The following is a 17,878-nucleotide window of genomic DNA, read 5'->3' on the forward strand; positions in this document are numbered from 1 at the left end:
TTGCCCGCTTCCGGCCCGGCCTCAGCGCCTGGCCGCACGGATCTCGCGTTCGAGCGCGTCAAGGAAACGCGACCGGTCCGCCTTTGTAAAGGGCTTGCCCCCGCCGCCCTGTGCCAGCGGCGAGGCGGCCCGCAGATCCGCCATCAGGTCGCGCATGGCAAGCTGGCCGCCGATATTGGCCTGGGTGAAGATCTCGCCGTTGTGGCGCAGCACCCGCGCCCCGGTGGCGACGCATTTCGCCGCCAGCGGCACGTCGCCCGTCACCACCACGTCGCCCGGCCCGCAGCGTTCGGCAATCCACTTGTCCGCCTCGTCCGCGCCGCTGGCAACGATCACCGTCTCGACCAGCGGGTTGGCCGGCGGACGCAGCCCGCCGTTCGAGACCAGGAACATCTTCAGCCCATGCCGGGTCGCCACCCGCTCCGCCTCGGCCTTCACCGGGCAGGCATCTGCGTCGACATAGATCACGCCTCCAGCGCCTCGGCGTGGAAGCTGACGTGATCCTCCATGAAGCTCGCCACGAAGAAATAGCTGTGATCATAGCCCGGCTGCAGCCGCAGCTCGCCCTGCTGGCGCCGTTCGGCCACCGCGCTGGCCAGCGTCTCGGGGCGCAGCAGGTCGATGAACTGGTCCTTGGTCCCGGTGTCCACCAGCAGCGGCCCGTCGAAGCCCGTCTCGCGCATCACCTTCGAGGCGTCGTGCCGGGCCCAGGCGGTTTCGTCGGCGCCGAGGTAGGCGGTCAGCTGCTTGCGCCCCCAGTCCGCCCCGCTCGGATTGCAGATCGGCGCAAAGGCCGAAACCGAGCGGAACCGCCCCGGCAACCCCATCGCCAGCGTCAGCGCGCCATGCCCGCCCATCGAATGGCCGGTGATCGCCTGGCGTTCCATGTCCAGCGCGAAATTGGCCCCGATCAGCCCCGGCAGCTCCTCGGCGACATAGTCCCACATGCGGTAATGCGGCGCCCAGGGCTCTTCGGTCGCGTTGACGTAGAACCCCGCGCCCTTGCCGAGGTCATAGGCCTCGTCATCGGCCACCCCCTCGCCCCGCGGCGAGGTATCGGGGAACACCAGCGCGATGCCCTCGCGCGCGGCCCAGCCCTGCGCGCCGGCCTTCACCATCGCGTTCTCATGGGTGCAGGTCAGCCCTGAGAGATACCACAGCACCGGCACCGGTCCCCGCTTCACAGCTTCCGGCAGGAACAGCCCGAAGGTCATGTCGCAGGCGCAGGCCTTTGAGGCATGGGTGTACACGCCCTGCACACCGCCGAAACAGGCATTCTCGGATAGGGTCTTCATCTCGGTCTCCTTGAAAAGGTCAGGACGGCGCGATCCAGGCCACCACTAGCGGGAAGGTCAGGATGCTCGCGGCCGTCGAAAACAGGATCGCCGCAGACACCCGTTTGGCCGCGACGCCGTAATGCTGGGCCAGCATGAACACGTTGCCCGCCACCGGCATCGCCGCCGCGGCGATCACGATGGTGGCTTCGAAGGGCTTGAGCGGGAAGATCACCAGCACGCTCACCGCCACGAAGACCGGGTGCAGCACCAGCTTGCAGAAGGTCAGCCAGCCCGCCACCTCGATGCGCTCGGCCGACTTGCCCGCCAGCGAGGCGCCGATGGCGAAGAGCGCGCCGGGAGTCGCCGCGCCGCCCAGGATGGTCAGGAAATCATTCATCACCGCCGGCACCGGAATGGCAAAGGCGCTCCACAGCAGCCCCCCGGTGATCGCCACGATCATCGGGTTCCGCAGCAGCCCGATCCCCACGGTCTTCAACACCGCTGGCCGCATCCGCCCGTCGCGCGCGCCGTTGATGAGGATCACGATCAGGCTGGAGAAGACGATGAGATCGGTCGCCAGCACCATCATCATCGGCCCGATCGAGGCCTCGCCGAACAGCAGCACGAACATCGGCAGGCCGAGGAAGCCGACATTGCCGATCACCGCGCATTGCGCCTCGATCGCCGCAACCTGCACGTTCAGCCCGCGCACGAAGGCCACCACCGTGGCGATGCCATAGACAAAGGCCGTGCCCCAGAGATAGCCCGCGATCAGCCGCCCGTTGAACACCGCCGCCATGTCGAGGTTGGCCGCAAAGCGGAACAGCATCGCCGAGAGCGCGAAGAAGAAGACGAACTTGGTCAGGTAGGCCGTCGCTTCGGCAGTGAAGAAACGGGTATGCCCGGCCCAGTAGCCAAGGCCGATGATCGCGAAGAACGGCAGCGTGCGCAGGAAGATGTCGATCATTGCGCCAACGGGTTAGCGGTTTGGCGGCGAGGCCGCAAGCGGTGTTGGCACGGGCAACCGCTGTGCGGGAGTCATCGGCCCGCAGCATCGGCTGGTCCACCCAGAAACCGCAGCCTGTCACTGCCCTCGTCAGAAAGAAGAACCAGCTTGACGGTTGCGTGTGGACACTTAACCTCAATAGCGAAGTTTCAGCGGAACAGATTGATGACAATGAAACTATTAATTATGTTCGGCGCTGCATTATTTTCGCTTTATGCTTTTCGATATTTTGAGAGTTTACCGGCAGCGGAGGCGACAAGAGAAGAGATTATCAGTCTGGCAATTGGTTATTTTATTGAGCATGAGACCAGCGTTGCTCTCCGCAAGAATTCAGATGGCGAATATGTAAAGGTTTACCACAAGACATACGGAAGCGTGAGTGAGTTTCGAAAAGAGTTCCCGAACTGCTGCCACTTCTCCGAGAGGAGCTCGAACGGTCTTCCTGGAACGGCAAGGGAGCGAAGAATCAAACATTACGCGGGCACAGTGAAAATAAGGTATACGCAAAAATCGTTTTGGGCCAAGCCAGCCGCCACTGAATCTGACACCAGAGAAGTGGAGATTCCCATGAACAGGTTCGGTGAAGTCGTCATCTTCTCAGAATAACAACGTTGGTCAGATCCCCACGCCTACTCACCCCTCACCCGCTCCCGATCAGGATCCCCGCTGCCAGCACCAGCGCGCCGCCCAGCACCACCTGCAGGGCGGCGCGGAAGAAGGGCGTTTCCATGTAGCGGTTCTGGATCCAGGCAATCGCCCAGAGCTCGACGAAGACGATGCAGAAGGCAATCGCCGTCGCGGTCCAGAAATGCGGGATGAGGTAGGGCATCGCGTGCCCCAGCCCGCCCACGGCCGTCATCACCCCCGAGGCGATGCCCCGTTTCAGCGGCGAGCCGCGTCCCGAAAGCTCGCCATCGTCCGAGATCGCCTCGGTGAAGCCCATCGAGATCCCCGCCCCGACCGAGGCCGCGACGCCGACGAGGAAGGTGGTCCAGGTGTCCTGCGTGGCGAAAGCGGTCGCGAATATCGGCGCCAGCGTCGAGACCGAGCCGTCCATCAGCCCCGCCAGCCCCGGCTGCACCCAGGTCAGCACGAACTGGCGGTGCGCGGTGGCGTCCTCGCGGGCGCGGGTGTCGCCGTCGAGATGCTCGGCCTCCAGTTCGCTCGCCGTGGCCTGGTGCCCGGCCTCGGCGGCGGCGAGATCGCCCAGCAGCTTGCGCGTCGCCGTATCGGTCGTGCGCGCCGCGGCATGGGTGTAGAACCGCTCGGCCTCGCGCTCCATCGCCTCGGCCTCCTCGCGGATCCGCTCGATCCCGAGGTTCTGCACAAGCCAGACCGGCCGGCGGTTGTAATAGCCCGCCACATGCTCGCGCCGGATCAGCGGCACCACCGGCCCGAAACGCGACTCGTGCAGCGCCAGCAGCCGCCCCCGGTGCTGGTCCTCCTCGGCCGCCATCCCTTCGAACAGCTTGGCGGTGGCCGGGAAATCGGCCCGGAGGTTCTCGGCATAACCGCGATAGATCCGCGCGTCGTCCTCCTCGGAGGAGATCGCCAGAGCGATGATTTCCTGCTCGCTCAGGTCGGAAAATCGTTTGCGTTGCGTGAGAAAGCGCATGTCTGCCCCTGTTTGGAATGATTCTAACATAGCGATCGCCGCAGGATTGGCAATTCCCCGCGCGAGGCTGTTGGCGGAACTGAACCCGACGGTTTATATTCAGGTCAGAAGACAGGAGACTCGATGACCGACCACCCCGCCATCCTGCGCACCGGGCGCAAGTTCGACCAGGTGCTCGCGGGCGCGCGCAAGGTCTTCATGGCCGATGGTTTCGAGGGCGCCAATGTCGACGACATTGCCCGTGCCGCCGGCGTCTCGAAGGCGACTCTCTACAGCTATTTCCCCGACAAGCGCCTGCTTTTCGTCGAGGTCGCGACCACCGAATGCCGCCGCATGGCCGAGCGCACGTTGGAACTGGTTGACCCGACCGCCCCACCCCGCGCCGTGCTGACCATCGCCGCCGGGCAGATCGTGCCTTTCCTGCTCTCGGACTTCGCCCAGCAATGCTTCCGCGCCTGCATGGCCGAACGCGACCGCTTCCCTGAACTGGGCCGCGCCTTCTATACCAACGGCCCCGAGAACGGCAAACGCCAGCTCAAGGCCTATATGGCCGAGGCGACCGCGCGCGGCCAGCTGAGGATCGATGATCTCGACATGGCCGCCGAGCAGTTCACCGAGCTTTGCAAGGCCCGGCTCTGGACACGCGCGGTCTTCGGCATCCAGACCCGGTTTACCGAGGAAGAGATCGCCGAGGTGGTGCAGAACGCGGTCGAGACCTTCCTCGCCCGCTACGGCGCCTGAGCGCCGGGCGAGACAGCCGGCCCGCCCCGCGCTATGATGCGGGGAATGGCTGCGGGTGGAGGGGGACATGCCCGGCAACGACGACGACGGCCTCGATGCGGCCATCCGCGCCTTCGGGGCGGCCTGGGCCAGCGGCGATATCCCGGCGCTGCGCGCGCTGCTCTCGCCGAGCTATACCCACAAGGACATCTTCGGCGCGCACCTGCCCTGCGAGGACTGGCTCGCCTACGCCGCGAAACGCACCGGGCGCGATACGAGGATCGCCTTCCGAGAGGTGAAGACCCGCCGCTTCGGCGAGCTCGCCGTGATCACCGGCTTCAACGACATCACCGGCGGCGGCGCGACCTCGGCGGGCGACACCCAGGATCTGAGCATCGTCTTCACCCAGGTCTGGCGGCGCGAGAACGGCCGCTGGCTGCGCGAGGCCTTCCAGGCGACCCAGGTCGCCGAGGAGGTCGCGGGCTAGGGGGCATAGGGGCGCGGTGCCGTCGCCGCCACCTCGGGCCGCTCCAGCAGTTCGAGGATGTTCCGCAGCGCCGGGGCCTCCGCCGCCACCCCCTCGACCCCGCGCGAGCGGGCCCAGTCGAGCAGAACGGCCAGCGCCAGCCCGGTCACCGTGTCGGGCGGTGCCTGCTGCGCCAGCCAGCCCGCCACGCTGTTGAACCGGCGGACGAGACGGTCACGCAGGTCGAACCCCAGCACATTCGGCCCCACCGGCCCCAGCCCCGCCCAGCCGATATAGGCCGCCTGCGCCAGCGCATCGCCCGCCGTGAGGGCGACGACCAGTCGCGCACGCTCGCCCGTGATGGGGAATGGCGCGCCTTTGGGGGCCATTGCGGCCAGATGCTCGATGATGAGCAGCGTCGGGAAAATCGGCGGCGCGTCCCCGCGCAGCAGCAGCGGCACCTGCCCCATCGGCGTCAGGGCGTCGACCGCCTTCGGAAGCGGGAAACCCACCTCGCGCAGGGCGACCGGCAGGCCCCAGGCGGCAATCAGCACCCGCACGATCCGCGAAAAGGGCGAGCCGTCGACATAGATCAGTTCCATCCCGGCCTCCTGCGAGGGACCCATGACCAGCCTAGCACGGAATGGAGGCCGTCGCGCCTGTGGGGTTTCCCCGCGCTGCGCGCGGCGACCCGCTGGGGGCCTTGCCCCCAGACCCCCGAGTATTTTGCGAAGAGAAGAAGCACAGGCGTGTTTCTCGCAGCGCCCTAGCGCGAAGATGCAGGGGGGCGGCGGCCGCGGCGCGCGGCTGGCCTTGACCTCGGCCTGTGGCGCGGGACTATGCCGCCATGTCCCGGCCGATGCACCTGACCCCCGACCATGTCGCCCGCACCTTTCGCGCGGTGCCTGATCCCGACGACGCCCTGCTGATGGGCTGGCACCGGCTCGACGAAGCCGAGATCGCCGCCGCCGCGCGCGAGCTGCTGGCGGCGCGCCCGGCCGGGCCGCTGCATGTCTTTGCCTATGGCTCGCTGCTCTGGAAGCCCGAGTTCGAGCCGCTGGCGAGCCGGCGCGGCCATGTCGATGGCTGGCACCGGTCGTTCTGCATCGAGCTGACCACCTGGCGGGGCACGCCTGAGGCGCCGGGGCTGATGATGGCGCTGCTGCCGGGCGGGCGCTGCACCGGGCTGGTGCAGGAGGTACCCGAGGCGGCGGTCGTGCCGGTGACCGAGGCGCTGATCGCCCGCGAGACGCCCTTCCGTGAGCTGCTGGAGGCGCGCCGCTGGTTGGATGTGCAGACCGCCGAGGGGCACCTGCGCGCGCTCACCTTCTATGCGCCGCCGGTGGGGGAGGAGCTGCGCACCGACCTCACGGCCGAGGCCACCGCGCGGATGATCGCACGGGCCTGCGGCCATGCCGGCTCGAACGCCGAATACCTGCACGAGACGTTGAAGGCGCTGGGGGCGCATGGCATCCGGGACGGCCGGCTCTGGCGCCTGCAGAAGCTGGTGGCGGCGGAACTCGACCGGATGGGGTGAGGGATTTTGCGATGCGGAAGGGTGTCCCGGAAAGTCACTCCGGAATTTTACTTTTATTTCAATGGATTGGAAAGCGCCCCAGCTGGGACGCCTTCCGGGTGTTGCTTCAGTCGAGCCGCCGCACCATCAGCTGGTTGCCCTCGCCGACCCGCGTCTCGAAGAGCTTCAGCTCCTTGATGAGGTCGGAGAGCTTCTTCTTGCCGTAGCTGCGGGTATCGAAATCGGGGTTGGCCGCGCTGATATACTGGCCGATCTGGCCGAGCGTGAACCATTCGTCGTCCTGGTTGATCGCGTCCATCGCCCGGATCACCAGCTTGCTCGGATCCTCCAGCGCCGCCGGGGCCTCGGCCGCCGCCGGCGCCGGGGCGGGCGCCTCGGCCGGCTTCGCTTCGGGCCGCGCCTTCGGCTTGGTCTCGGGCACCAGGTTCTCGACGTAGATGAAGCGCTTGCAGGCCTTCACGAAGGCCATCGGCGTCTTGCGCATCCCCATGCCGAAGACGTCGAGCCCCTGCTCGCGGATCCGGCTCGCCAGGCGGGTGAAATCGCTGTCCGACGAGATCAGCACGAAGCCGTCGAAACGGCCCGAGTGCAGGATATCCATCGCGTCGATCACCAGCGCGATATCGCTCGCATTCTTGCCCGTCGTATTGGCGAACTGCTGATGCGGCACGATCGCCAGCGCGGCGAGCCGGTCCTTGCTCCAGCCCTGCGGCCCGCCGCCGGCGAAATCGCCATAGATGCGCCGGATGCTGGCCTCGCCCAGCGACGCGATCTCCTCGAACATCGCGTCGGCATATTTCGCCGAGATATTGTCGGCGTCGATCAGGACGGCCAGCAGCTTGCGCGGATCGCTCATCCTCAGGCCAGTTCGTCGACCGAGGAGATCACCTTCCCGAGCAGGCCATAGTCGAGCGCCTCCTTGGTGGTCAGCCAGAAGTCGCGGCGGGTGTCCTCGGCGATCTTCTCCGGGGTCTGGCCGGTTGCCTCGGCAAAAAGCTTGTGGAACCGCTCGGCCATGATGCGGATCTGTTCGGCCTGGATCATCAGGTCGCTCACCTGGCCGCCGATCCCGCCCGAGGGCTGGTGCAGCAGGAAGCGGGTGTTGGGCAGGCAGTAGCGGTTCTCGCGCTCGGCCCCCACGAAGATCAGCGCGCCGGCGCTGGCCACCCAACCCGAGCCGATGGTGCGCACCTTGGGGCGGATGAACTTGATGATGTCATGCACCATGTCGCCGGATTCGACGTGGCCGCCGGGCGAGGAGATGAAGACGTTGATCGGGTCGTCGCTGTCCTCGGCCAGGGCCAGCAGCTGGGTCACCGCGCGGCGCGCCAGCTTGTCGTCGATGGCGCCGGTGATGATGACGTTGCGCGACTTGAAGAACAGCTGTTCGGCCTTGCCGGCCGGGGGCGTGTCGGGCGTTTCGTCGACCCGGGTATCTTCGTCTTCGTCTTCGAGGCGGTAGTTCATCGCGTCGGGTCTCCCTAGAGTGTGCCGCTGGAACCTAGAGGCTCGGCGCGGGAGGTTCAACGGGTGGCGTGGCCGCGCCCGACAATATCGGCCGCCTGCGCCAGCACGCGCAGCCCGGCGACCAGGTCGGCATTGGCCGTATCCTCGGCGAAATCGTGGCTGATGCCGCCGATCGAGGGCACGAAGAGCATCGCCACCGGCATCAGCCCCGCCACGTTGGTGGCGTCATGCAGCGCGCCCGAGGGCAGCTTGCGCCACCGGCCCGGCGCGACCGCCTCGGCCCCCGACTCGAGCGCCGTGCGCAAGCGGGCGTCCATCGTCACCGGCTCGAGGCCGAGCAGCGGGCCGAAGCTCAGCTCCATCCCGCGCGCCTCGGCAATCTCGCGGGCGGTGGCACGGACGATCGCCTCCATCCGGTTCAGCCGGTCGGCATCGCCATCGCGCCACTGCATCGAGAAGGTCGCCCGCCCCGGCACGATCGACGAGGCATTGGGATGCAGCGAGACATGGCCCACCGACCAGACCGAGGCCGGCGTCACCACGTTGCGGAAGCGTTCGGCAATCGACGCGTTGAAGGCGGCCAGCGCCTGGAAGGCGTCGCGCCGCAGGTGCATCGGCGTGGTGCCCGCGTGGTTCTGCTGGCCGGCGAAGGTGATCTTCATGTCGCGGATGCCGACGATATCGGTGACGACGCCGATCTGCTCGGCGGCGGTGTCGAGCACCGGCCCCTGCTCGATGTGCAGTTCGACATAGCCGGTGAAGCGGCCGGGGTCGACGAAGGGCCCGGCGAGATCGGCCATCCGCGCCCGCGCCACGGCATAGGTCACGCCGGCATGGTCGGTCAGCGGATCGGCCTCGTCCATCGGCAGGGTGCCCGACCAGACCGCGCTGCCGGTGGTGACGCCGAAGCGGCCCTCCTCGTCCTGGAAGCTGACCACCGAGACCGCCGGCCCGCCCGCCTCGCGCGCGGCGCGCGCCACCTCCAGCGCGGCGATCACGCCCAGCGCCCCGTCGAGCCAGCCGCCCTCGGGCTGGCTGTCGGAATGCGAGCCGAGCAGCAGCGAGGGCCCCTCGACAAGGCCGAAGAGATTGCCGACCGGGTCGAACTGCGGTGTCAGCCCCGCCTCGGCCATGCGCGCGGCCAGCCACTTGCGGGCGGCGATATCGGCATCGGAAAAGGCCGGGCGCACCACGCCCTTGCCCACCCCCGCCGCTCCGAAGCCGCGCAGGGTTTCGAGATCGGCGAGGAAACGGTCAGGGTTCAGCATGACAGGTCCTCCGGGCGCACGGAATTCTGCAAGTATTCCGGACAAAATTCCTTGCAGGAATTTTGCATCACTCCGCCGCCGCCCGTGCCGCTGCAGGCTCGACCCGCACCGCCGAGAACTTGAACTCGGGGATCTTGCCGTAGGGGTCAACCGCCGGGTTGGTCAGGATGTTCGCCGCCGCCTCGACATAGGCGAAGGGCAGGAAGACCATGTCGGGCGCCACCGCGCGGTCGGCGCGGGCCATGATCTCGATGCTGCCGCGCCGCGTGGTCAGGCGCAGCATTCCGCCCGGCTCCACCCCGAGGCGGCGCAGGGTCGAGGGATGCAGCGAGCAGTTGGCCTCGGGCTCCACCGCGTCCAGCACCTTGGACCGCCGCGTCATCGAGCCGGTGTGCCAATGTTCGAGCTGCCGCCCGGTGGTCAGGATCATCGGGTAATCGGCATCGGGCGCCTCGGCCGGGGCGATGACATTCGCCGGCGTGAACTTCGCCCGCCCACCGGCGCGCGGGAAGCCCTCGCCGAAGACGATGGGCTGGCCGGGGTCTTCCGGGGTCAGAGAGGGGTAGGTCACGACATTGACCCGCGACAGCCGTTCCCAGGTGATGTTGTCGAGCGACTTCATCGTGCGCTTCATCTCGGCAAAGACATCCGCCGGACTGTCATGCTGCCAGTCCAGCCCGCAGCGCCGCGCCAGATCGACAGTGATCGCCCAGTCCTCGCGCGCCTGGCCCGGCGGTGGCACGGCGGGGCGGCCCATCTGCACCTGACGGTTGGTGTTGGTGACGGTGCCCGACTTCTCGGCAAAGGCCGAGGCCGGCAGGATCACGTCGGCATAGTTCGCCGTCTCGGTCAGGAAGATGTCCTGCACGACGAGGTGGTCGAGCTTGGCCAGCGCGTCGCGGGCATGTTCGACATCTGGGTCGGACATCGCCGGGTTCTCGCCGAGGATATACATCGCCTTGATGTGCCCCTCATGCACCGCATCCATGATCTCGGTGACGGTCAGCCCCTTCTGGTTCGAGAAGTCGCCCGATTGCCAGACCTCGGTAAAGGCTGAGCGCACGCCATCGTCGGTGACGCTCTGGTAATCCGGCAGGAACATCGGGATCAGCCCGGCGTCCGAGGCGCCCTGCACGTTATTCTGGCCGCGCAGCGGGTGCAGCCCGGTGCCGGGGCGCCCGACATGGCCGCACATCAGCGCCAGCGCAATCAGGCAGCGCGAATTGTCGGTGCCGTGGATGTGCTGGCTCACCCCCATGCCCCAGAAGATCATGCCGGCTCGCGCACCGGCGAAGGTGCGGGCGACCTCGCGCAGGGTCTCCGCCGGGATGCCGCAGATATCAGCCATCTTTTCGGGCGCGAAATCCTTGAGATGCGCCGCCTCGGCCGGGAAGTTCTCGGTATAGGCCTCGATATACTGGCGGTCGAATAGTTCTTCCTCGACGATCACATGCATGATCGCGTTCAGCATCGCCACGTCGGCGCCGGGGCGGAACTGCAGCATGTGGCTGGCAAAGCGGCGCAGGCCGACGCCGCGCGGATCCATCACGATCAGCTTTCCGCCCCGCTTGGCGAACTGCTTGAAATAGGTTGCGGCGACCGGGTGGTTCTCGACCGGGTTGGCGCCGATGACGATGGCGACATCGGCATTCTCGATCTCGTTGAAGGTCGCGGTCACGGCGGCCGAGCCGACGTTCTCCATCAGCGCGGCGACGCTCGACGCATGGCAAAGCCGCGTGCAATGATCCACGTTGTTGTGGCCAAAGCCCTGGCGGATGAACTTCTGGAAGAGGTAGGCCTCTTCGTTGGTGCATTTCGCCGACCCGAACCCCGCCACCTCGCGCCCCCTGCCCTTCAGGCCACCGGCGGCGACATCCAGCGCCTCTTCCCAGGTCGCCTCGCGGAAATGCGTGGCCCAATTGCCGGGATCGACGTTCAGCCCCTTGGCCGGCGCATCCTCGCGCCGGATCAGCGGCACGGTCAGGCGGTGCGGGTGGTGGATATAGTCAAACCCGAAGCGCCCCTTGACGCAGAGCCGCCCCTCGTTCGCCGGGCCGTCGATGCCCTCGACGAACTTGACCCGCCCGTCCTTGACCTTGAGCGAGACCTGGCAGCCCACCCCGCAGAACGGACAGACGCTGGCGACCTCGCTGTCGTAATCCTTGCTGTCGCCCTGCTGGGCCTCGTCCAGCACGCTGGCAGGCATCAGCGCGCCGGTGGGGCAGGCCTGCACGCATTCGCCGCAGGCCACGCAGGTCGAGGCGCCCATCGGGTCGGCCATGTCGAAGACGGGATAGGCGCCATGTCCCCGCCCGGCCATGCCGATCACGTCGTTGACCTGCACCTCGCGGCAGGCGCGCACGCAGAGGCCGCACTGGATGCAGGCGTCGAGGTTGACGCGCATGGCGACATGGCTGTCGTCGAGCAGCGGGATATGGTCCGGCTCCAGCGCCGGGAAACGACTGGTGGTGACGCCGTTCAGATCGGCCATGTCCCACAGATGCGACGAGCGGTCATGCGCCGCGTCTCGCTTCGGCTGGTCGGCCACCAGCAGTTCGGTCACCATGGCGCGCGCCTTGCTCGCCCGCTCGGAGGCGGTCCTCACCACCATGCCATCGGAGGGCTCGCGGATGCAGGAGGCGGCAAGCGTGCGCTCGCCTTCGATCTCGACCATGCAGGCCCGGCAATTGCCGTCCGGGCGATAGCCAGGCGCGGGCTTGTGGCAGAGATGCGGGATAACCAGCCCCCGCCCGTTAGCGATTTCCCAGATCGTCAGGCCCTTCGGCGCCTCGATCTCGGCGCCATCGAGGGTGAAACGGATCGTCTCGGCCATGTCTGCCTCCCAGCATTTCGCGCCTTATAGCGCAGGTCACGGGGGGAAACCCACTCCCAAACCCGACACCGTATCGGGGATTTGCGCCACGCATGACGCGGATCGGAAAGTTGTGTTCCCGCGCAGGGCCGAACCGCCGGCACGACGCGGGGATGCCGGGCAAAGCCCCCTGTGCTTCTTCTCTTTGACAAATACTCCCGTCCGGACATTTCCGCATGCGCGACACCGAACGGGCGCGTAGGGCGGGGTTCACCCCGCCGCCGCCTATTCCCCGTAGGGCACCCAGATGTTCTTCACCTCGCTCGCCTGCGCCAGCCACTCGGCGCTGTCATTGGCGAACCAGTCGCGCGCAAGGGCGTTGTTCACCCAGCTGCGCTTGAGGTTCCCGGCCGAGGCCGCTTCCACCGCTTTCGACAGCGGCGTCGAGGAGAAGCTCCAGACCGCGTCGAGGTTCAGGTGCCCGGCCAGCGGCGCGGCGAGTTCGGCATGGCTGCCGGTCAGGATATTGACCACGCCGCCCGGCACGTCCGAGGTGTCGAGCACCTGGTAGAAATCCGTCGCCGCCAGCGGGAAGGGCTCCGACGCCACCAGCACCACCCGGTTGCCCATCGCCAGCGCCGGCGCCATGACCGAGACCAGCCCCAGCAGCGGCGCCTCGTCGGCGCAGAGCGCGCCGATCACGCCGACCGGTTCGTTCATCGCAAGGGCCACGCCGCGGATCGGCACCGAATGCACCCGCCCGTCGTATTTGTCGGCCCAGGCCGCATAGGTGAACAGCCGCTGGATGCTGGCCTCGACCTCCCGCGCGCCATGCCGCGCGCCGGTTATCGCGTCCAGGCGATGGGCAAACTCGCCCGCGCGGGCCGAGAGGTTCTCGGCGATGTAGTAAAGGATCTGCGCCCGCAGGTGCCCGGTGGCCCTGCCCCATGCGGCCGCGCCCTGCGCCGCCTCGACGGCGTTGCGCACATCCTTGCGGTTGGCGAGGCCGACATGGCCGAGCAGCGCGCCACCCTTGCCCCAGACCGGCCTGGAATAGCCGCCATCGGGCCGCGCCTGCTTGCCGCCGACATAAAGCTTTGCGGTGCGGTCGATCGGATCGGCCGGCGCGCCGGAACCGCTGAAGCTTTCAACCGGCTTCAAGGCCTTCGCCTTGCCGACCGGCCGGGTATAGGCTGCCAGCCCCTCCCAGCCGCCCTCGCGGCCAAAACCGCTCTCGCGGACGCCGCCAAAGCCCGCCGCCGCATCGAAGAGGTTGGTCGCATTCACCCAGACCACCCCCGCCGCCAGCTTCGGCGCGATGTCGAGCGCGAGGTTGACGTTCTCGGTCCAGACGGTCGCCGCCAGCCCGTAGCGGCTATTGTTGGCGAGCTCCACCGCCTCGGCCGGCGTGCGGAAGGTGCATGAAACCAGCACCGGCCCGAAGATCTCCTCCTGCATCAGCCGGTCCGAGGGCGCGAGCCCTGTGATGAGCGTCGGCGGGTAGTAGCAGCCGCCCGCCGGCAGAGCGATATCCGCCTGGTGCACCTGCCCGGCGGTATTGGCCTCGACCATGCCGCGGATCGTCGCCAGCTGCACCGGGTCGACCACCGCGCCGACGTCGATGCATTTGTCCAGCGGATTGCCGATGCGCAGCTTGTCCATGCGGGCGATCAGACGGGCGTGGAAGGTCTCGGCCACGCTCTCCTGCACCAGCAGGCGCGAGCCGGCACAGCAGACCTGGCCCTGGTTGAACCAGATCGCATCGACCAACCCCTCGATGGCGCTGTCGAGATCGGCGTCGTCGAAGACGATGTAGGGGCTCTTGCCGCCCAGTTCGAGCGTCAGCGCCTTGCCCGACCCCGCAGTCGCCTCGCGGATCCTGCGGCCCACCGAGGTCGAGCCGGTGAAGGCGATCTTGTCGACCTCGGCGGCCACGATCATCTCGCCCACCGCGCCATCGCCGGTGACGATATTGACCACGCCCCTGGGTAGCCCGGCCTGGGTGCAGATATCGGCGAACAGCAGCGCGGTCAGCGAGGTGTATTCGGCGGGCTTCAGCACCACCGTATTGCCCATGGCCAGCGCCGGCGCGACCTTCCAGGCCAGCATCAGCAGCGGGAAGTTCCAGGGGATGATCTGGCCGCAGACGCCCAGCGCCGCGCGGCCCGGCAACACCTCTTCCATCAGCTGCGCCATGCCCGCGTGATAGTAGAAATGCCGCTGCGCCAGGGGCACATCGATATCTCGGCTCTCGCGGATCGGCTTGCCGTTGTCGAGCGTTTCGAGCACCGCGAAGAGGCGCGCGTGTTTCTGCAGCAGCCGCGCGATGGCATAAAGATAGCGCGCGCGTCCCGGTCCGCCGAGCTTTTCCCATTTCGGCTGGGCCTTGCGCGCCGCCTTGACGGCGGCGTCAACGTCGGTCTGCGTCGCCTGGGTGATGGTCGCCAGCACCTCGCCCGTCGCCGGGTTCTTCGATTCAAAGCCCGCGCCGGGCGCCGTGAAGGCGCCGTCGATGAAATGGCCGAAGCGGTCGCCCATGTCGACCAGCCAAGCCAGCGCCTCGGCTGCGCTTTCGGGGGCCGGGCCGTAGTCCATGCTGTCGAAGAGTTCCTTGACCGTCATGGTCTGTATCCTTGTGTTGCGACCCCGTTTTCCTGCGAGGAAAACGGTCCGAAATCCTGCGAGGATTTCGCACGCCCCCCGCCGCTCGCGCCGTTTTCCTCGCAGGAAAACGGACCGGAATTCTCGAAGAATTCCGGCACTTCAGCCCATCGCATGGCGATACCCCGCCGAATAGGCGCCGGTGACATGGTGCTCCAGCTGCCGCTCGATATCGCCCAGCAGCGAGGAGGCGCCGAAGCGGAACAGGTCGGGGCGCAGCCAGCGGTCGCCCAACTCGTCCTTGATCAGGCCGAGATAGACCAGCGCGTCCTTGGCCTTCGAGATCCCTCCGGCGGGCTTGTAGCCGATGCGGATGCCGGTGCGTTCGTGATAGTCCCGGATCGCCCGGATCATCACCAGCGATACCGGCAGCGTGGCGTTCACGCTCTCCTTGCCGGTCGAGGTCTTGATGAAATCCGCCCCCGCCATCATGCAGACCAGCGAGGCGCGGGCGACATTGCGCAGCGTGCCCAGCTCGCCGGTAGCCAGGATAGCCTTCACATGCGCCGGCCCACAGGCCTCGCGGAAGGCGCGCATCTCTTCGTAGAGCGCCTGCCAGTCGCCGCCCAGCACATGCCGTCGCGAGATGACGATGTCGATCTCCTGCGCCCCGGCCTTCACGCTCTCGCCGATCTCGGCCACCCGCAGGTGAAAGGGCGAGAGGCCGGCGGGAAAGCCGGTCGAGACGGCGGCGACCGGGATGCCGCTGCCCTCCAGCGCCTCGACGGCGGCGGCGACCATGTCGTGATAGACGCAGACCGCGCCCACCGTCAGCCCCTCCATGCCCAGCGCCGCGAGGATCTCGGGCGACACCGGCTGGCGCGCCTTGGCACAAAGCCGGCGGACCCGCTGAACCGTGTCGTCGCCCGACAGCGTGGTGAGGTCGATGCAGCTGATCGCGCGCAGCAACCAGGCGGCCTGATAATCCTTCTTGACCGAGCGCCGCCCCGGCAGCGTCGCCGCGCGCCGTTCGATCGCCGAGGTATTGGCCTGCACGCCGCGCACCCAGTCGAGATCGAGCGCCATGCCCGGATTGCGCGGTTCGCTCACCTGCGGCAGCTGCGCGATGCGCTCTGTGGTGGCGGTTGTCATGGCGATCTCCTCCGCGCGGCCTTCGGAAAGGCAAACTCGCATGGCCCCCAGACCGGGTCAAGCGAGGCCCCTGCCCGCGTTCTGGGCAGGTCAGCAATCTTTGTTGCGAATAATTCGCAATCTCATTGACTTCTTGCGAATGACTTGCATATTCAAATGGACGTGCAACGATGACTGGACTCCCATGACCACGAGACGGCACATTCTTCTTGGCCTTGCGGCGCTGGCGGCGCTGCCAGCGGCGACAGCCGCAGCCGCAGGCCCCTCCCTCAACATCGTCGCGACAACCGGCATGATCGCCGACGCCGCGCGCCGGGTCGGCGGCGGGCTAGTCAGCGTCAAGGGGCTGATGGGCCCCGGCGTCGATCCGCACTCCTACCGCCAGACCCGCAGCGACATCGTCGCGATGACCCGCGCGGACCTGGTGCTCTGGCATGGGCTCTACCTCGAGGCGCAGATGGAGGAGTTCTTCCACGACCTCGCGCGCAAGCGGCGGGTGGTGGCGGTGGCCGACAGCCTGCCGCACGACCAGCTGCGCGCCCATGCGCAATATGCCAACAAGTTCGACCCCCACGTCTGGATGTCGCCGCGCCTGTGGCATGACGTGATCCCCGCCGTGCGCGACGCGCTGAGCGCCGCCTACCCCGAGGGCGCCGACGTCTTCGCAGCCAATACCGCCGCCTACCAGGCCGATATCGACCGCCTCGCCGCCTACGCGGGCGAGGCCATGGCCAAGGTGCCCGAAACCCGCCGCGTGCTGGTCACGGCGCATGACGCCTTCGGTTATTTTGGCCGCGATTTCGGCATCGAGGTGCTGGGCATCCAGGGCATCTCCACCGAAAGCGAAGCCGGGCTGAACCGCATCGCCGAACTGGTCGACGTGCTGGTCGCGCGGCAGATTTCGGCGGTCTTCGTCGAGAGTTCGGTCTCCGACCGCAATATCCGCGCGCTGATCGAGGGTGCCGCCGCCAAGGGCCACGCGGTGCGCATCGGCGGCGAGCTTTACAGCGACGCGATGGGGGCAGATGGATCCTACGAGGGCACCTATCTCGGCATGATCGACCACAATGTCACCGTGATCGCCGGCGCGCTGGGGGCGGAGGTCCCCTCGCGCGGGATGGACGGCAAGCTTTCGGCGGGGATCTGAGCAATGCTGGAACTGGCGAGCAACAAGGGTGAACGCTCCGCCGACCCGGCGTTGGATACCAGCCCGCTGGCGATCCGGGGCCTCACCGTCTCCTACGGGCAGAAACCGGCGGTCTTCTCGGTCGACATGACCGTGCGCCCCGGCAGGATGACCGCGATCATCGGGCCGAACGGCGCTGGCAAGTCGACCCTGCTCAAGGCAGCGCTCGGCATCGTCAAGCCGCTCTCCGGGCAGGTGCGGGTCTTCGGCCAGCCGCTCGACGCGATGCGGGCGCGGATCGCCTATGTGCCGCAGCGCGCCAGTGTCGACTGGGACTTCCCGACCCGGGTGATCGACGTGGTGATGATGGGACTCTACCGCGAGCTCGGCCTGCTGGGCCGAGTGCTGGGCCGCCACAGGGCGCGCGCCCTCGACTGTCTCGACCGGGTCGGCATGAAGGACTTCGCCCTGCGCCAGATCGGCCAGCTTTCTGGCGGGCAGCAGCAGCGTGTCTTCCTCGCCCGCGCCTTGGCACAGGGGGCCGACCTCTACCTCCTCGACGAGCCCTTCGCCGGTGTCGACGCGGCGACGGAAAAGGCCATCATCAGCGTGCTCAAGGGCCTGCGTGCCGAGGGCAAGACGGTGGTGGTGGTGCATCACGACCTTGCCACCGTGCGCGACTATTTCGACGATGTCTTCCTGATCGCTACCCGCAAGGTGGCCGAGGGCCCTGTCGAGACGACCTTCACCGCCGAGACGCTGCAGGCGACCTATGGCGGCCGGCTCGCCACCGCGCAGGTCGACCAGCTCTCGCAGGCGCTGGGCTGAGCC

The 17,878-nt window shown here is 67.6% G+C and carries 17 protein-coding genes; 6 read left to right on the forward strand and 11 right to left on the reverse strand.

Annotation, left to right across the window (positions count from 1 at the left end):
* Window positions 1-21: 21 nt before the first annotated feature.
* From IE266_RS11940 to IE266_RS11950, 3 genes are read right to left on the reverse strand one after another with little or no spacing between them, the layout of a single operon-like run.
* The gene (locus tag IE266_RS11940) at window positions 22-468 is read right to left on the reverse strand and encodes a YaiI/YqxD family protein (protein ID WP_189680316.1); all 447 of its coding nucleotides are present in this window, start codon (window positions 466-468) and stop codon (window positions 22-24) included.
* Window positions 465-1,295: an S-formylglutathione hydrolase gene (gene fghA, locus IE266_RS11945; RefSeq protein WP_189680317.1), complete on the reverse strand. Its 831-nt coding sequence runs from the start codon at window positions 1,293-1,295 to the stop codon at window positions 465-467. The genes IE266_RS11940 and fghA overlap by 4 nt, the downstream gene beginning before the upstream one ends.
* 19 nt (window positions 1,296-1,314) lie before the next feature.
* Window positions 1,315-2,244: an AEC family transporter gene (locus tag IE266_RS11950; protein ID WP_189680318.1), complete on the reverse strand. Its 930-nt coding sequence runs from the start codon at window positions 2,242-2,244 to the stop codon at window positions 1,315-1,317.
* Window positions 2,245-2,448: 204 nt separating this feature from the next.
* Between IE266_RS11950 and IE266_RS11955 the strand changes: the two genes are divergently transcribed.
* Window positions 2,449-2,889: a hypothetical protein gene (locus IE266_RS11955; RefSeq protein WP_189680319.1), complete on the forward strand. Its 441-nt coding sequence runs from the start codon at window positions 2,449-2,451 to the stop codon at window positions 2,887-2,889.
* Between the two features lie 34 nt (window positions 2,890-2,923).
* Here the strand turns inward: IE266_RS11955 and mbfA are convergent, their stop codons facing one another.
* Window positions 2,924-3,898 carry an iron exporter MbfA gene (mbfA, locus tag IE266_RS11960; RefSeq protein ID WP_189680320.1) on the reverse strand — a complete coding sequence of 325 codons (975 nt, stop codon included), beginning with the start codon at window positions 3,896-3,898 and terminating at the stop codon, window positions 2,924-2,926.
* Between the two features lie 123 nt (window positions 3,899-4,021).
* Between mbfA and IE266_RS11965 the strand changes: the two genes are divergently transcribed.
* Together IE266_RS11965 and IE266_RS11970 are read left to right on the forward strand one after the other, a co-directional pair.
* Entirely contained in the window at window positions 4,022-4,639 is a 618-nt protein-coding gene (locus IE266_RS11965) for a TetR/AcrR family transcriptional regulator (RefSeq protein WP_189680321.1), read from the forward strand.
* A gap of 67 nt (window positions 4,640-4,706) precedes the next feature.
* The gene (locus IE266_RS11970) at window positions 4,707-5,105 is read left to right on the forward strand and encodes a nuclear transport factor 2 family protein (protein ID WP_189680322.1); all 399 of its coding nucleotides are present in this window, start codon (window positions 4,707-4,709) and stop codon (window positions 5,103-5,105) included.
* Here the strand turns inward: IE266_RS11970 and IE266_RS11975 are convergent.
* Complete coding sequence (locus IE266_RS11975; RefSeq protein WP_189680323.1) at window positions 5,102-5,686, reverse strand: glutathione S-transferase family protein; 585 nt, start codon at window positions 5,684-5,686, stop codon at window positions 5,102-5,104. The two genes, IE266_RS11970 and IE266_RS11975, sit on opposite strands and share 4 nt — an antisense overlap.
* Window positions 5,687-5,931: 245 nt before the next feature.
* Here IE266_RS11975 and IE266_RS11980 point away from each other — a divergent pair, with 245 nt between their 5' ends.
* Window positions 5,932-6,621 carry a gamma-glutamylcyclotransferase gene (locus IE266_RS11980; protein ID WP_189680324.1) on the forward strand — a complete coding sequence of 230 codons (690 nt, stop codon included), beginning with the start codon at window positions 5,932-5,934 and terminating at the stop codon, window positions 6,619-6,621.
* Between the two features lie 106 nt (window positions 6,622-6,727).
* Here IE266_RS11980 and IE266_RS11985 read toward each other — a convergent pair whose 3' ends face one another.
* The 6 genes from IE266_RS11985 to deoC all read right to left on the reverse strand — a co-directional run bounded on the left by IE266_RS11985 (window position 6,728) and on the right by deoC (window position 15,921).
* A complete protein-coding gene (locus tag IE266_RS11985) occupies window positions 6,728-7,477 on the reverse strand; it encodes an NYN domain-containing protein (RefSeq protein ID WP_189680325.1) in 750 nt (249 codons plus the stop codon).
* Between the two features lie 2 nt (window positions 7,478-7,479).
* Window positions 7,480-8,088: an ATP-dependent Clp protease proteolytic subunit gene (locus IE266_RS11990; protein WP_189680326.1), complete on the reverse strand. Its 609-nt coding sequence runs from the start codon at window positions 8,086-8,088 to the stop codon at window positions 7,480-7,482.
* Between the two features lie 56 nt (window positions 8,089-8,144).
* Complete coding sequence (locus tag IE266_RS11995) at window positions 8,145-9,356, reverse strand: Zn-dependent hydrolase (RefSeq protein ID WP_189680327.1); 1,212 nt, start codon at window positions 9,354-9,356, stop codon at window positions 8,145-8,147.
* Window positions 9,357-9,423: 67 nt separating this feature from the next.
* A complete protein-coding gene (fdhF, locus tag IE266_RS12000) occupies window positions 9,424-12,189 on the reverse strand; it encodes a formate dehydrogenase subunit alpha (protein ID WP_189680328.1) in 2,766 nt (921 codons plus the stop codon).
* A gap of 264 nt (window positions 12,190-12,453) precedes the next feature.
* The gene (locus IE266_RS12005; protein ID WP_189680329.1) at window positions 12,454-14,790 is read right to left on the reverse strand and encodes an aldehyde dehydrogenase family protein; all 2,337 of its coding nucleotides are present in this window, start codon (window positions 14,788-14,790) and stop codon (window positions 12,454-12,456) included.
* 141 nt (window positions 14,791-14,931) lie between these two features.
* Complete coding sequence (deoC, locus tag IE266_RS12010) at window positions 14,932-15,921, reverse strand: deoxyribose-phosphate aldolase (protein ID WP_189680330.1); 990 nt, start codon at window positions 15,919-15,921, stop codon at window positions 14,932-14,934.
* 184 nt (window positions 15,922-16,105) lie between these two features.
* On the opposite strand from deoC, the gene IE266_RS12015 reads away from it, so the two are divergent.
* A complete protein-coding gene (locus tag IE266_RS12015; protein WP_189680331.1) occupies window positions 16,106-17,068 on the forward strand; it encodes a metal ABC transporter solute-binding protein, Zn/Mn family in 963 nt (320 codons plus the stop codon).
* A 3-nt stretch (window positions 17,069-17,071) separates the two neighbouring features.
* The gene (locus tag IE266_RS12020) at window positions 17,072-17,875 is read left to right on the forward strand and encodes a metal ABC transporter ATP-binding protein (RefSeq protein ID WP_189680332.1); all 804 of its coding nucleotides are present in this window, start codon (window positions 17,072-17,074) and stop codon (window positions 17,873-17,875) included.
* Window positions 17,876-17,878: the final 3 nt, after the last annotated feature.

Origin of the sequence: Seohaeicola zhoushanensis, from assembly GCF_014656415.1 — a bacterium.
GTDB lineage: Bacteria > Pseudomonadota > Alphaproteobacteria > Rhodobacterales > Rhodobacteraceae > Seohaeicola_A > Seohaeicola_A zhoushanensis.

What these genes read in the sequence shown, in the direction of transcription:
- fghA (WP_189680317.1), bottom strand. Translation starts at nt 1,295, where the DNA reads ATGAAGACCCTATCCGAGAATGCCTGTTTCGGCGGTGTGCAGGGCGTG.
- IE266_RS11950 (WP_189680318.1), bottom strand. Translation starts at nt 2,244, where the DNA reads ATGATCGACATCTTCCTGCGCACGCTGCCGTTCTTCGCGATCATCGGC.
- IE266_RS11955 (WP_189680319.1), top strand. Translation starts at nt 2,449, where the DNA reads ATGACAATGAAACTATTAATTATGTTCGGCGCTGCATTATTTTCGCTT.
- mbfA (WP_189680320.1), bottom strand. Translation starts at nt 3,898, where the DNA reads ATGCGCTTTCTCACGCAACGCAAACGATTTTCCGACCTGAGCGAGCAG.
- IE266_RS11965 (WP_189680321.1), top strand. Translation starts at nt 4,022, where the DNA reads ATGACCGACCACCCCGCCATCCTGCGCACCGGGCGCAAGTTCGACCAG.
- IE266_RS11970 (WP_189680322.1), top strand. Translation starts at nt 4,707, where the DNA reads ATGCCCGGCAACGACGACGACGGCCTCGATGCGGCCATCCGCGCCTTC.
- IE266_RS11975 (WP_189680323.1), bottom strand. Translation starts at nt 5,686, where the DNA reads ATGGAACTGATCTATGTCGACGGCTCGCCCTTTTCGCGGATCGTGCGG.
- IE266_RS11980 (WP_189680324.1), top strand. Translation starts at nt 5,932, where the DNA reads ATGTCCCGGCCGATGCACCTGACCCCCGACCATGTCGCCCGCACCTTT.
- IE266_RS11985 (WP_189680325.1), bottom strand. Translation starts at nt 7,477, where the DNA reads ATGAGCGATCCGCGCAAGCTGCTGGCCGTCCTGATCGACGCCGACAAT.
- IE266_RS11990 (WP_189680326.1), bottom strand. Translation starts at nt 8,088, where the DNA reads ATGAACTACCGCCTCGAAGACGAAGACGAAGATACCCGGGTCGACGAA.
- IE266_RS11995 (WP_189680327.1), bottom strand. Translation starts at nt 9,356, where the DNA reads ATGCTGAACCCTGACCGTTTCCTCGCCGATCTCGAAACCCTGCGCGGC.
- fdhF (WP_189680328.1), bottom strand. Translation starts at nt 12,189, where the DNA reads ATGGCCGAGACGATCCGTTTCACCCTCGATGGCGCCGAGATCGAGGCG.
- IE266_RS12005 (WP_189680329.1), bottom strand. Translation starts at nt 14,790, where the DNA reads ATGACGGTCAAGGAACTCTTCGACAGCATGGACTACGGCCCGGCCCCC.
- deoC (WP_189680330.1), bottom strand. Translation starts at nt 15,921, where the DNA reads ATGACAACCGCCACCACAGAGCGCATCGCGCAGCTGCCGCAGGTGAGC.
- IE266_RS12015 (WP_189680331.1), top strand. Translation starts at nt 16,106, where the DNA reads ATGACCACGAGACGGCACATTCTTCTTGGCCTTGCGGCGCTGGCGGCG.
- IE266_RS12020 (WP_189680332.1), top strand. Translation starts at nt 17,072, where the DNA reads ATGCTGGAACTGGCGAGCAACAAGGGTGAACGCTCCGCCGACCCGGCG.